Here is a 13,899-nt window from a genome sequence, read left to right as displayed (position 1 = left end):
GGTCCCGCGCCGCCACGTGGTGCTAGCCTGACCATTGGTCACGGCAGTGGCCGCATTCACACACCTGCGACCAGGGAGCACGCGTGCAAGACATCATCTACGACGTCATCGTCATCGGCGCGGGCGTGAGCGGCTGCGCCACGGCCCGCGAACTCGCCCGCCACGAGGGCCGCTTCCTCGTGCTCGAGGCCGCCGACGACGTCTGCTGCGGCACCTCCAAGGCCAACTCCGCCATCGTCCACGCCGGCTTCGACGCGCGGCCCGGCACGCTCATGGCCCGCCTCAACGTCGAGGGAAACGCCCTCTTCGACGACCTCGAGCGCGACCTCGAGTTCGCCTTCATGCGCATCGGATCGCTCGTCGTCTGCACTTCCGACGACGCCCGCCCCGGCCTCGAGACCCTCCTCGAGCGCGGTCGCCAAAACGGCGTCGAGGGCCTTCGCATCGTCGAGCGAGAAGAGCTTCTCCGCATGGAGCCAAACATCTCGGACGAGGCCGTCGCCGCGCTCTGGGCGCCCACGGCCGGCATCTGCGACCCCTTCGGCCTCACGATCGCCCTCTTCGAGAACGCCCGTGCCAACGGCGTCGAGTTCGCCTTCAACGCCCCGGTGACCGCACTCTCCCGCGACGGCGACACCTGGACCGTTACGACCGACCGCGGCACTTTCCGCGCCCGCTGCGTCGTCAACGCCGCCGGCGTCGACGCCGACACGATCCACAACATGGCGTCGGCAGAGACCCTCACCATCCAGCCCCGCCGCGGCGAGTACGAGCTGCTCGACACGACGGCCGGCACCCACGTCGCGCACACCGTCTTCATGCTGCCCGGTCCCATGGGCAAGGGCGTCCTCGTCACGCCCACGGTCCACGGCAACCTCCTCGTCGGCCCCACGGCCGACGACGTCGACGGCAAGCGCGCCACCCAGACCACGGCCGCCGGCCTCGCGACCGTGCGCGAGCGCGCCGCCCTCACGGTCCGCGACATCCCCTTCCGCGAGACGATCACGTCCTTCTCGGGACTTCGCGCCCACCGAGCCGAGCACGACTTCTTCATCGGCGAGGCCGCCGACGCCCCCGGCTTCGTGGACTGCGCGGCCATCGAGAGCCCCGGCCTTACGGCGAGCCCAGCCATCGGCCGCATGGTGGCCTCCATCTGCGGCGACGTCCTCACGCGCAACGACCCCGCGGCCTTCGCCGAGCGTGCCGACTTCGACCCGCACCGCAAGGGCTACGTCAACCTCCATATCGTCTCAGAGGACGAGTGGAGCGCGCTCATCCAGGCGGACCCCGCCTACGGGACCCTGGTCTGCCGCTGCTGCGTCGTGTCCGAGGGGCAGATCCGCGAGGCCTGCCGGCGCGGCGCCCGTTCCGTCGACGCGATCAAGCGCCGCCTCGGCGTGACCATGGGCCGCTGCCAGGGCGGCTTCTGCACCCCGCGCGTCCTGCAGATCCTCTGCGAGGAGCACCCCGACCTCGACCTGCTCTCCGTCACCAAGTCAGGCCCGGGCTCCGAGTACTGCGTCGCGCCCGTCAAGGCGCCGAGGGGAGGTGGTCTCGATGCCTAGCCCCGCCATCACGTCCACCGCGCTCGCCACCTACGACGTCGTCATCGTCGGCGGCGGCTCTGCGGGCCTCGCCGCGGCCATCGCCGCCCGCGACGCCGGAAGCGACTCCGTCGTCATGGTCGAGCGAGACGACCGCCTCGGCGGCATCCTCAACCAGTGCATCCACAACGGCTTCGGCCTCCACACGTTCAAGGAGGAGCTCACCGGCCCCGAGTACGCCGCGCGCTTCATCGCCCAGGCCGACGAGCGCCACATCGAGCGCCTCCTCAAGACCACCGTCCTCGACATCCGCCGAACCGACGCCGACTCCAACCCGTCGACGCCCGCCGACTCCACGACCCCCGCGGACCCAACGCACCCCATCGACGTCTGCTGCGTCAACGCCGAGCGCGGCGTCTTCCACCTGCGCGCCGCCTCCGTCGTCCTCGCCATGGGCTGCCGCGAGCGCGCCCGCGGGGCCCTCGACATCCCCGGCACGCGCCCCGCCGGCGTCTACACGGCCGGCTGCGCCCAGCACCTCGTCAACATCGAGGGTCAGCTCCCGGGCCGCCGCGTCGTGATCCTCGGCTCCGGCGACATCGGCCTCATCATGGCCCGCCGCCTCACGCTCGAGGGCGCGACGGTCGCCTGCGTCGCCGAGGTCATGCCCTACTCGGGCGGCCTCAAGCGCAACATCGTCCAGTGTCTTGACGACTTCGACATACCGCTGCTCCTCTCACACACCGTCGTCAACGTCGAGGGCGAGCGCCGCGTCGAGGCCGTCACGATCGCCCAGGTGGACGAGAAGAGCCTACGTCCCATCCCCGGGACCGAGCGCCGGATCGAGTGCGACACGCTGCTGCTCTCCGTCGGCCTTCTTCCCGAGAACGAGCTCTCCAGTGCCGCCGGCGTGAGCATCAGCCCGACCACGCGCGGCCCGCTCGTCAACGAGAGCCTCCAGACCAGCGTGCCCGGCGTCTTCGCCTGCGGCAACGTCCTCCACGTCCACGACCTCGTCGACTACGTGAGCGAGGAGGCCGCCCACGCCGGCGCGAGCGCCGCCGCCCACGCCCAGGCACTCCGCGACGCCAACGCCAATCCGCCTGCCGCAACGCCTGCCACGCCCGACCTCGAGCTCCCAATCGAGTGCGCGAACGGCGTCCGCTACACCGTGCCCACCACGGTCGCGCCTACGCGCATGGGACGCTCCCTCAAGGTCCGCTTCCGCGTCTCGGGCGTCTTCGAGAACCGCCACGTCTCGGTCTACGTGGGGGAGAGGCGCATCTACCACAAGCTGCGCCCCATGCTCGCGCCCGGCGAGATGCAAGAGGTCATTCTCGTGTCCAAGCAGCTCGAGGGCGCCCGCCCGGGCGAGAAGATCCGCGTCCTTCTCGAGGAGGAGTAGTCATGGCGCACGACACCGCGGCCGACGTCCGCACGCTCACCTGCATCCGCTGCCCCAAGGGCTGCGCCATCACGGTCACGCTCGAGGACGGCGAGGTGACCTCGGTCACGGGCAACACCTGCCCCAGGGGAGATGAGTACGCCCGCAAGGAGGTCACCAACCCCACGCGCACGGTCACCTCGGTCGTGCCCGTGCACGGCTCGGCCACCTGCTCGATGGTCTCGGTAAAGACCGCCGAAGACGTCCCGCGCGATTGCGTCCGAGGCGTGATCGATGCGCTTCGCGTGGTTTCTGTGGAGGCCCCCGTGCGCATCGGAGACGTGATTGTGCCCAACGTGTGCGGCACGGGCGTAAATGTGGTCGCAACCAAGAACTGCTAGGCTCCTAACCTGCCCAAACCACAAACTTTCAAAATGGCGCAAATTTCTCCTTGCCTGTGGCGGGGTCGGGTGTTAATGTATTCAACCGCAGGCGCAAGCCTGACATCTTCGGGTGGTGGCGCAGTTTGGTAGCGCACTTGACTGGGGGTCAAGGGGTCGCTGGTTCGAATCCAGTCCACCCGACCAGAAAAACACGAGGTCAGAGGGTAAATCCTCTGGCCTCTTTTTTATACAAAATCGGCCTTTGGGTGACAGTGGGTGACATTTTGTAGGTTGTTTAGATTCACCTGTACGCCGATTCTATGCAAGCTGCATCTCAATGCCTAATATCGCATCAGTCTGGTGACGGCATCGTCATTGGTGATCGCGAGACGGCAATTGACTGCGCACTGCCTAGCGAGCAGACGAGTTTTCGTAAGAGCAGCCTCAAATGCTGTCGCCTGGAGCGCGTTTCTGCATGTCAGCCGATGCACCGTCTCATCCACTTGACCTACTGGAATACACTAGGCATATCTATCGGCATTCAAGCGCGCCGCGGGCCATCGCACCGCGCACCCAGCGCCGTCGACGGGAGAGTGCAGCATGAGGCCAGGTCGAGACAACGTCCTGACGCGCATCCTCTGCGCCGTGACCTCGCTCGCCCTCGCGGTGAGCCTCGTCCCAACGCCCGCATGGTCCATCCCAGACGCCCAGCCTCCGTCGCTTGACGCAAGCGCAGGCGGGGGAGAGGAGCCTGCCACCCAGTCCGACTCCGACACAGGCTCCCTGTCGCCCATGGCCCAGGGCTCCTCGCTCTACCCGGTGACGGGAGACGACGCCGAGGTTCGCGTGCAAGTCACCTTCGAGAGCGAGGGCGTCACACTTCTCACGAGGGTCGTGCGCGCCGGTGACGTGCTGGAGCCCCCGCAATCGCCTGCCTCCTCGCGCCCCGGCAAGGCCTTTGCCCATTGGGAGGTCGCCGGATCGGACATCTCCGCCCGTCTCGGACGGACGCTCACCCCGGAAGACATTACCGCGCTCTCGGGTGGCACAACCGCCGACGCGGAGAGCCTGCACCACGTCACTGCCGATGCCTCCTTCGTCGACGGCCATGCCGTTCGCTTCCATCAGTACTCGCGCCAGCAGTGTAGGGAGGACTCGTCCCTCACTGAGGTCATGTCGTATGTCTGCCTGGCCTCCGGATCGATCGACCTCTTGCTTGCGTCTCGCATCTTCACTCCTCTCGTGGAAGGTGTGGAAGCCCAACTCGTCGGCTGGGAGGCCTATGCGACGCCAGAGGCCGAGACGCCCTCGGCCACGTACACAACGGACGCGACCATAGACGACCTGGCGGCAGACTTCGACCTCTATCCGACGCTTTCCACCGGCTTTTGGGTCAAGCTCGACACGGGCGAGGGCTCGCCGCTCATCGAGAACCTTTTTGTCCGGGACGCGGGCTCGGGCTTGGGCACGCTGCCGTTTGCGTCCCTTCCCACCGAGGAGACGCTCGCCGGAGACTCCTATGACCCCGAAACGCATGAGTTCGATCCCGCCTATCGCGGCTGGAGGCAGGGCTGGACCCTCGAAGGTTGGTACTCGGACGCCGAACTCGAGCATCGCATCGACGCAGACGTCACCATCACTGACGACACCACCGTCTTCGCAAAGTGGCTGCCCCGCACCGATACCACCTACAATATCGTCAACCTCATGGAGGGCGACGACGGCGGCCCTGGCGAGGGAACCTTCGGCATGCTCAGCGCCGTCGAGCAGACCGGTACGACTGGCGAGCTCACCGACACGCAGGACGCCTCGAGCCCGTTGTCGTTCTACCACCGTGCCACCCCCGAGGAGCTTGCCTCGCGAACCGACCTCACGGGATGGGAGGAGCAGACGATCTCTGGCGATGGCCTCACGTCCGTCAACGTCTACTGGTTCCGCAATCGCTACAACCTCAGGCTGACAACACGTGGGGGCGCCGTCGTGTTCGGACCAAAGCTCGTAAAGTATGGCGAGCTTGAGGAGTCCTATGACCCCTCGCGCGGAATTGAGCGCTACATCTACTGGAACCTGCAGACCCGCGCGTTCGGCGAGGGCGAGTCTACGTCCACTCCGCACACCTACTGGAACAGGCCGCAATCAATCCCCGGCATGCTCGGTGTCGCCGACGGCTCTGCGGTCAACATGGTCCTTTCGGAGGGAACCTGCAGGTACGCCAAGGTAACCAACAGATACATGGATCTCCTTGACGGAGAAGAGCCTTCGCCAGAGGCCAAGACGCTCAACCTCTCGGCTGGCACATTCACGTTCGAGCTTGACAAGACTGTTAACGACATGCGTGCCCAGACTCATGGCATTAACTACTACAAGGTCATTGGCTCCGGCGGCGGCACCGGTCAGGTCGCCATCACCAACGGGTCGCCCACGCCTCTCGACCGCTCCGGGCGCACGGCGGACTGGCAGGAGGACGTGTACGGCTACACCCTGGGTGGCGACGCATACACGCTCTACTACGATACCTACCATGTCCGCAACCGCTATCACCTCAGCTTCGGCAACTGCGCCGGTTCCCCAATCGACGCCGAGCACCTTGCGGGCTACGACATCCAGTACGGCCAGTACCTCCGGAAGTACGCTCCCGATTTCGACGCCTCCACCAAGCGCAACCAAGGTGGCGTGACCTACGCCTTCAGGGGTTGGTACTCCGACGCGTTCGCGGCGGACAACTGGCAGCTCCCGACGTCTGACGCCTTCGCGATCGATCTCTCCTCCTCCACCATGATCGACTCCGACTACACCCTCTACGCCGCCTGGGAGCCCGAGACCTATGACGTGACGTTCGATGCTAACGGCGGCACCCTCGAGCCTTCCGAGGGTGCGACCCTCTCGCCGGATGCGACCAGCCTCACCTACGCCGACGTCGAGAGCGGCTCGCTCCTCACGCGACCCGCGAATCCCACCCGCATCGAGGGTGGCCTCGAGTACACCTTCGCCGGCTGGTTCCGCGACCCAGGCCTCACCGACCCCTGGAACTTCGCCTCCTCCACGGTCCAGGGCACAACCACCCTATATGCCAAGTGGGTCCGCGGCCGCACCTGCAAGGTCTCCTTCCACACGGCCGTCGGCTCGGCGATACCCGGCATGGACGACTTCACCTACACCTACGGCGCGCGCGTCGCGGTCGCGCCCGCACCCACGGACCCCACCCAGACCGAGCCCTTCATGGGTTGGTCCACCGTACGAGGCAACACCGCCCGGCTCGTTGGTCCCTCGTTTGCGATCACGTCAAATACCGACCTGTTCGCCGTATACGGCACGGCTCTGCCGAACGCTCGCCCCGAGGACACCGAGGAGGGTGCACCCGCCCTCACGCTCGTCTCCAACTTCCCGCCAGGTGCCGGGGGAGAGGAGCTTACCTCCACGCTCCAAGCCACGCGCGCCAACGCCTCCGTCACGTTGCCTGTCACAGTCGCAGGTGACAAGGTCGTCGGCTACCACGTCGTCGGCTGGAGCGAGAACCGCGATGGCACGGGCGCGACCTTCCTTCCCGGCGAGGCCGTGGCGGTCGCCGCCCCCTCAACCCTGTACGCCCAGTGGGAGGCCAACCAGCTCTCGGCGACCCTCGACGCCTCCTTCACCTACGACGGCAGTGCCCACGAGCCCGCACCCTCCGTCGTCGGATGGGACGGCACCTCCCTTGCGCCTGACGCAGACTACACTCTTGCCTACGAGGGCAACGTCGACGCGGGCACGGCGCGCGTCACCGTCACGGGCTCGGGGGACTACGCCCTCTCCGATCCCGTCACGCTCGAGTTCGCCATCGCGCCCAGGCCCACCACCATTACGCTTTCCGACAAGGCAAGTAAGATGGGGCAGGACGTCGCCGACCTCACCTACGATGTGTCGCCGCCCCGCGTCGCGGCCGACCACCTCGGCATCATCGCGCCCTACACCGCAAACGCCACGGGAGATCGCGTCGCGATCGATACCAACGCCACGGGCACCTATCAGATCCTCGCGGACTACGAGCCAAACGCGAACTACGCCGTCACCGTGGTCGCGGGCACCTACACCGTCAGTGCTGCCACGCTGCTCGTCACGGCCAGTGGCTTCTCCGGCACCTACGACGGCCAGCCTCACCAAGCCACGGTCACGCTCTCGCCTCCCGAGTCGACTGCTGCTGGCGCGCGGGTCTATTACGCCACCGTCCCGCTCACTGCCGAGAATTACGAGGCCCTGGGCCAGACTACGTCTCCCCAGCTCACGGATGCCGGCACCACGACTGTGTACTACTACGTGAGGGGCACCGACGAATACCAGCCTGATGCCGACGCCGTCACCGGCAGCCGCGAGGTCGCAATCGCACCCGCGCCTCTCACCGTTACGGCTAATCCCGCGCAGGTGTCCTATGGCGATGTCCCGGACAACAAAGCCGTCTCTTTCTCGGGCTTCGTTGTTGGTGACGACGAGGACGACCTCGGGGGCCTCGCTCCCACTTATACCTACAACACCCGCCCCGACGGGTCAGGCGACGCCTACGAGCCCGGTCGCCCCGTGGGTACCTACTACATCCGGCCGTCCGGCCTCGCCCAGGCCGGAAACTACGCCCTGACATACCGCGCGGGAACCCTCTCCGTCGTGCGCCGCGTGGCCAGTCTCTCCTGGTCCGACGCCGACCGACTGCCTTACACGGGCGAGACCCGCACCTATGTCGGTGCGACCGTAACCAATCTGCTCGCGGGTGACGTCGTCACCGTCGACGCCATGGGCACCTCGGAGATTCACGCCGGCTCGTACACGGCCATCGCCACGGGCCTCGCCGGAATCGCGGCGTCCAACTATACGCTGCCAGCGGAGGGCCTTTCCCACGAATGGCACGTGACCAAGGCCTCCAACGCCGCCACCGTCTCGGTCGACGACTGGACCTATGGCGAGGCGCACGCCCTTCCGACCGTCACGGCCGGCTTCGGTGTCGAGGGCGCCATGGTCGAGTACTCCACCACCGAGGGTGGTTCCTACTCGCCAGATTCACCCACGTCCGCAGGCACGTACTGGGCGCGTGCCCGTATCGAGGGCACCTCCGACTACGAGGGCACCACAAGCCCGGCGGTCTCACTCACGGTCTCCCCACGACCCGTGCGGATCGAGGGAATGTCCGCGATGGACAAGGTGTATGACGGAACCGCTGCGGCGATTCCCTTGGGTTCCCCTGCACTTGCGGCGGTCCCAGGCGTCGCAGAGTCGGGTCCGCTTCCCACGGACGACCTCATCGTCGCTTCCGGCAATGCGACGTTTGCAAGCGCAGCGGCTGGCGAGGGTCTCCAAGTCAGCTTCGACGGCTTCTCGCTTGCAGGCGCAAGTGCCTCAAATTACGTTCTCGAGGGGCAGCCGCCCGCAACTACCGCAGCCATCACCCCGCGGCCGCTTCGCATCTCCGCCAACGATGCCCGCGTCACTTACCAGGACGACGCGCCCACCTACACGGCGACTTTCGACTCATTCGCCCCCGGCGAGGACGCCTCGATCCTCACCGGCGCGCTTTCGCTCGCCTGCACCTACCTTCGCGGCAGCTCGGCCGGCACCTACCAGATTCGCCCCTCGGGCCTCACCACCAACGGAAACTACGACATCACCTACCAGGACGGTACGCTCATCGTCGACCGCGCGACTAACGAGTGGACCGTCGCACCTGCCATCGCGAGCTGGATCCTCGGCCAGGAGGTCCCCACTCCTGTCGCACGGTCCCGCTTCGGCGAGCCCTACCTCGCCTTCGCTCACGCGAGCGCACTTGACACCCAGTCAAGGGGTCCTCAGCCGGTCGGTCCGCTCGATGCCCAGGCGGAAGACCCCTGGTCGCCCGACCTGCCCACCACGCCCGGCTCCTACGTCATGCGCGCCACCGTTGACGAGGCCACCAACTGGACCGGTCTCACGGCGCTCGTGCCCTTTACGGTCAGCGCCGACACGCTCACCTACCTTCCCAATTCCAAGATCGCCAGCGGCGACACACCAACCTTCGAGGGCGCCACGGGAGACGTCGCCACAGTCGAGAAGAGCGGGTACGACTGGCCAGACCACCGCTTTGTGGGATGGAACACCAAGCCTGACGGCACGGGCGATGCTTATGCGCCCGGCGACGAATACCGCCTGGGCCCCGGAGAAGACGTCCTCTATGCCCAGTGGGACCCCGTGGGCGAGCTCGCCTATGATGGCAACGGCGCCGACGACGGATCCATGTCCGCCCGTCCTGGACGACAGGGCGAGTCCGTCACGGTAGCAGCGTGCGTCTTCACACGTGAGGGATTTGTCTTCGCGAGCTGGAACACCGAGCCAGACGGATCGGGGCAGACCTATGCGCCTGGCGACACGATTACTCTCTCGCTTGGTGGAGACATCCTCTATGCCCAGTGGGAGGTCGTCCCAGATCCCACACCTGACCCCCTATCCCCGGATGAGACGACAACGGATCCGGCGCCACCGGATGTCGTGGCCACTCTTGAGGATGGCTCTACCACCGCAGGGTATCGTAAGACCGGTGCGGCCCTCACGCCCGCCACAGGTGACCCCCTTGGGTCCGTAGCACCCGCAATCGCCATGCTCGGGGTTGCTTCCCTTGCTGCCACCATTGCCCTGCGAATTCGTCGCGTTCGCCGCTAGCCTTTGCGAGACGGCTTTCAACAACATCTATCCATCATTGCCACCTGCGGTCGAAGAGTGGCGATATTCGAAGGTTGCGTGCTGCTGACGCTCGTCGACAAGAAGGACCTCATCTTCTGAGGCTGCAGCGAGGCGTCGCTTGCTCCGTACGCCGAGATGGGCGTCGAGACGCACGTGACCGGCTTCAACGACCCAGCGGGGCTCGCCGCGAGGCGTTCGCGGGCGCCGACCGCCCCGCTCTTATCAGCATGCCCTTCGTGGGGGAGAAGCGCCAGCGTGCGCACAAGAAGGCCGTCGACGACCAGATCACGGTGCACTACATGTTCGAGCACGTGGACGACTACCAGATTGGCGAGCATCACTCCAAGGACGCGTAGCGAGCGAATTCTCGGTTGGATGTTGGCGGGGCGTGCGACGACGTGCGTCCGGCCTTCTTTCTTCGCTGTGGAACGGGCCTCGTGCCGCCCGCGAGTGTGAGGAGCCATTCGACGGCTGTGGCGGCCGCACGCAGCCTTGGGCCGAAGTCTGCCCGCCTGGGCGCAGTATCATCTTCGCAAACCACTACATGCCGTCTCGGCGGATTGTGACTGCGAGCTTGTGCTTTAAGGCGGAGGGCGCAGACGGCAGAGGGGAGTCGCGTGATGGCTGAGGAGATCTCGGGAGAGGCGCTCGACGCATACCTGGCGCAGCCCGACTGCCCGCAGTGCGGCAGCGACGACGTGGTCTGCACCAAGGAGATGCCCGACGGCATGGGCGGGACGCTCAGGGTCTGGTACTGCAGGAAGTGCGGTCACACCTGGACCGAGCGGGCCTAGCGGCCCTGCGGCAGTGGGGTCCCTTGCGCACGCGGGCGGCTTTGCGGCCCTATGCCTCGTCGCGGTCCTGCGCGCGACGGCGGCGGCGCTGCTCGGCCGCGCGCCACTCGTCCTGCTCGGCGTCGTTGGAGAACGTGAGCGAGAAGGGCACGGGAGTGGGGCGGCCGGCTTCGCCGACATAGACCTCGGTGAGGTAGGCGCGGTTCAGGAGCTCGCGGCGGGAGGTTGCGATGTCCTCGACGTAGGAGTCGACGCGCACCTCGACGGAGGTACGGCCCACGTGCGTGACGCTTGCGACGATGACGACGACGTCGTTTCTGAAGGCCGGCCGGTGAAAGACGAGCTGGTCGACGGCGGCGGTGGTGACGTTGCCGCCGCAGTGGCGGCGCGCGGCGATGCCGGCGGCCTCGTCGATCCACTCCATGAGGCGTCCGCCGAAGAGGCGGCCCTGGCCGTTCATGTCGCTTTCGGTGACGTTGCGCGTCACGATGGTGCGCGAGTCTGCCACGCGCTTCGCGGGGCGAGAGGCGTCGGGTCCGAGCGTCTGGTCAGCCATGGGGTCCTGCCTTCCGTACGTGGTGTGCGCTACCACTATAGGGCGTGCGACGCGGTCGCGCACGGGGCAGGCGGCGTCGGGGCCGTGCCGGGTTGGCGCATGGCCTTGCGAGCGGAGCTGCGCCATACTGTTCGCAAGCAGCGAGGGCGAAGGGAGAGGCCATGGGCGCGAATGGCGGCTGCGAGGGCGAGGGGTTCTTCGAGAGCGTGTACGACGTGGTGCGCCAGGTGCCGCGCGGCCGCGTGGTGACCTACGGCCAGGTAGCCGCTCTTCTCGGCATGCCGCAACGCGCCCGCTACGTGGGATTTGCCATGCACGCGAGTCCCGGCATGGCAGGAGGCGTCCCGTGCCACAGGGTCGTGTTCGCCGACGGGCGGCTTGCCGCGGGGTTCGCCTTCGGGGGAGAGGACGAGCAGCGTCGAATGCTCGCGGAGGAGGGCGTGGCCTTTCTGCCCTCGGGCAAGGTCGACCTCGCGCGCTGCCGCTGGGAGGTCGGTGCGTGAGGCTGCACCGGCACGGGCGAGGCCGCGGGCGTGAAACGTAACGTGGTCGTTGCGGGTCGGCGCGCGGCGCGGGCTCGGGTCGGCGCGTGGTGTATATAAAGCATGAGCCCTTTTGGCGGGGCTCGCCAGCACGACGAGCACAGTCAGATGGGGCGCGGCCCTGCGGGCGGCGCCGGCTACCGGTTGGAGTGAGCATGCAGACCTTCCAGATCGCGACCATTCCCGGCGACGGCATCGGCCCCGAGGTGGTGGCCGAGGGCGTCAAGGTCCTCGACGCGGTGAGCGCGCTGGACGGCTCGTTCGCCTTCGACTACACGGAGTTCCCCTGGGGCTGCGAGTACTACCTGCGCGAGGGCGAGATGATGCCCGCCGACGGCATCGAGCGGCTCTCGGGCTTCGACGCGATCTTCCTGGGTGCGGTGGGCTACCCCGGCGTGCCCGACCACGTGAGCCTGCGCGACCTGCTGCTGCGCATCCGCCACGACTTCGACCAGTACGTGAACGTGCGCCCGGTGCGCCTGCTCAAGGGTGCGCCGTGCCCGCTTGCGGGCGTGGACGCCGCCGACATCGACATGACGTTCATCCGCGAGAACAGCGAGGGCGAGTACGCCGGGTCGGGGGCATGGCTGTATCGCGGCACCCCGCGAGAGGTCGTGATCCAGGACGGCGTCTTTTCTCGGCATGGTACCGAGAGGATCATTCGCTACGCGTTCGAGCTCGCGCGGCGCGAGGGCAAGAGCGTCACGTCTATCTCGAAGGGAAATGCCCTGAACTACTCGATGGTCTTCTGGGACCAGGTGTTCGAGGAGGTAGCGAGCGAGTACCCGGACGTCGAGACCCACAGCTACCTGGTCGATGCGGCGTCGATGCTCATGGTGAGGGACCCCGGCCGCTTCGAGGTCGTGGTCACGTCGAACCTGTTTGGCGACATCCTGACCGACCTGGGCGCCGCGATCGCCGGCGGCATGGGGCTCGCCGCGGGCGCGAACCTCAACCCCGAGCGCGCGTTCCCCTCGATGTTCGAGCCGATTCACGGGTCGGCGCCCGACATCGCGGGGCGCGGCATCGCGAACCCGCTTGCCATGGTCTGGAGCGCGAGCCAGCTGCTCGACCACGTGGGGCAGGGCGCGTGGGCGCGGCTCGTGCTGGGCGCCATCGAGCGCGTGCTGGTGGACGGGACGTGCCTCACGCCCGACCTGGGCGGCTCCGCCTCGACGGCCGAGGTGGGAGATGCCGTGGTGAAGGCGATTCAAGCCATGCATGCCGAGGGCGAAATCGGGTAGCATGGTGAGAGTTGTCAAACCATACAGGGGGCATTCGTGCCAAAGACCAAAGACGAGCTCAAGCAGAGCGTAAAGAACCAGCTCGACCCCGACGCGCTCGAGGCCCAGAGGCGCGGCACCACCGACCCGGTGGGCACGCCCAACAACCCCTCTCATGAGATCCTCACCGTGGCCAACCTGGTCACGTTCTGCCGCTTTTTGCTTACGATCGCGTTCCTGGTGCTGTTCGTGCGCCACGAGAACCGCTACCTCGCGCTCGCGCTCTACGCGATCGCGGCCGTGACCGACTTCCTGGACGGGCAGATCGCGCGTCGCACGCAGACCGTCAGCTGGCTCGGCAAGATGATGGACCCCGTGATGGACCGCGTCCTGCTGTTCACGGGCGTGCTGGGACTGATTCTCACGGGCGAGCTGCCGGTGTGGGTCGCCGTCTTCGTGATCGGGCGAGACGCGTACCTGTTCTTGGGCGGCGTCATCCTCCAAAAGTACCGCGGGCGCCCCATCGACGTGTCCTACGTGGGCAAGATCGCAACGGCCCTGCTCATGACGGGCTTCTCGCTCATGCTGTTGGGGATGCCGCGCGTCGAGGGGCTCGGGCTCGTCAACGCGTCGTGGCTGCCGGGTCTCAACGGGACGCCGTCCTGCCTGGGAATATTCGTGGTGTACCTAGGCGTGCTCTTCTCGGCGGCGACCGCGGTCATCTACACCGGGGAGTTCTTCAAGTTCAGGCGCGAGGCCATCAAGGCCGGGCACCGCATCGATAGCGAGTTCTAGAGC

At 67.0% G+C, this 13,899-nt stretch carries 9 protein-coding genes and 1 tRNA gene; 9 read left to right on the top strand and 1 reads right to left on the bottom strand.

Annotated elements, in window-relative coordinates:
- The first annotated feature begins 83 nt into the window (after positions 1-83).
- From M5D76_RS06150 to M5D76_RS06125, 6 genes are all read left to right on the top strand, one after another.
- Complete coding sequence (locus M5D76_RS06150) at positions 84-1,565, top strand: NAD(P)/FAD-dependent oxidoreductase (protein ID WP_248922513.1); 1,482 nt, start codon at positions 84-86, stop codon at positions 1,563-1,565.
- Positions 1,558-2,949, top strand: coding sequence for an NAD(P)/FAD-dependent oxidoreductase (locus tag M5D76_RS06145; RefSeq protein WP_248922512.1), 1,392 nt, complete (start codon positions 1,558-1,560; stop codon positions 2,947-2,949). The genes M5D76_RS06150 and M5D76_RS06145 overlap by 8 nt, the downstream gene beginning before the upstream one ends.
- Before the next feature lie 2 nt (positions 2,950-2,951).
- The gene (locus M5D76_RS06140; RefSeq protein ID WP_248922511.1) at positions 2,952-3,329 is read left to right on the top strand and encodes a DUF1667 domain-containing protein; all 378 of its coding nucleotides are present in this window, start codon (positions 2,952-2,954) and stop codon (positions 3,327-3,329) included.
- A gap of 109 nt (positions 3,330-3,438) precedes the next feature.
- Positions 3,439-3,515, top strand: a tRNA-Pro gene (locus tag M5D76_RS06135).
- A gap of 396 nt (positions 3,516-3,911) precedes the next feature.
- Entirely contained in the window at positions 3,912-9,965 is a 6,054-nt protein-coding gene (locus M5D76_RS06130; RefSeq protein ID WP_248922510.1) for an InlB B-repeat-containing protein, read from the top strand.
- 641 nt (positions 9,966-10,606) lie between these two features.
- Positions 10,607-10,780 carry an eL43 family ribosomal protein gene (locus tag M5D76_RS06125; RefSeq protein WP_248922509.1) on the top strand — a complete coding sequence of 58 codons (174 nt, stop codon included), beginning with the start codon at positions 10,607-10,609 and terminating at the stop codon, positions 10,778-10,780.
- A gap of 49 nt (positions 10,781-10,829) precedes the next feature.
- On the opposite strand, the gene M5D76_RS06120 is transcribed toward M5D76_RS06125, so the two are convergent.
- Positions 10,830-11,336, bottom strand: a complete 507-nt coding sequence (locus M5D76_RS06120; protein ID WP_248922508.1) for an acyl-CoA thioesterase — start codon at positions 11,334-11,336, stop codon at positions 10,830-10,832.
- Positions 11,337-11,497: 161 nt separating this feature from the next.
- Between M5D76_RS06120 and M5D76_RS06115 the strand changes: the two genes are divergently transcribed.
- From M5D76_RS06115 to M5D76_RS06105, 3 genes are all read left to right on the top strand, one after another.
- On the top strand, positions 11,498-11,839 hold the full coding sequence (locus M5D76_RS06115; protein WP_248922507.1) for an MGMT family protein: 342 nt from the start codon (positions 11,498-11,500) through the stop codon (positions 11,837-11,839).
- Between the two features lie 194 nt (positions 11,840-12,033).
- Positions 12,034-13,122: a tartrate dehydrogenase gene (locus M5D76_RS06110; RefSeq protein WP_248922506.1), complete on the top strand. Its 1,089-nt coding sequence runs from the start codon at positions 12,034-12,036 to the stop codon at positions 13,120-13,122.
- 36 nt (positions 13,123-13,158) lie between these two features.
- Positions 13,159-13,896, top strand: coding sequence for a CDP-alcohol phosphatidyltransferase family protein (locus M5D76_RS06105; RefSeq protein WP_248922505.1), 738 nt, complete (start codon positions 13,159-13,161; stop codon positions 13,894-13,896).
- Positions 13,897-13,899: the final 3 nt, after the last annotated feature.

This window comes from Olsenella intestinalis, assembly GCF_023276655.1.
GTDB classification, from domain to species: Bacteria; Actinomycetota; Coriobacteriia; order Coriobacteriales; family Atopobiaceae; genus Olsenella_J; species Olsenella_J intestinalis.
This window is presented reverse-complemented; position numbering and strand designations above follow the sequence as displayed.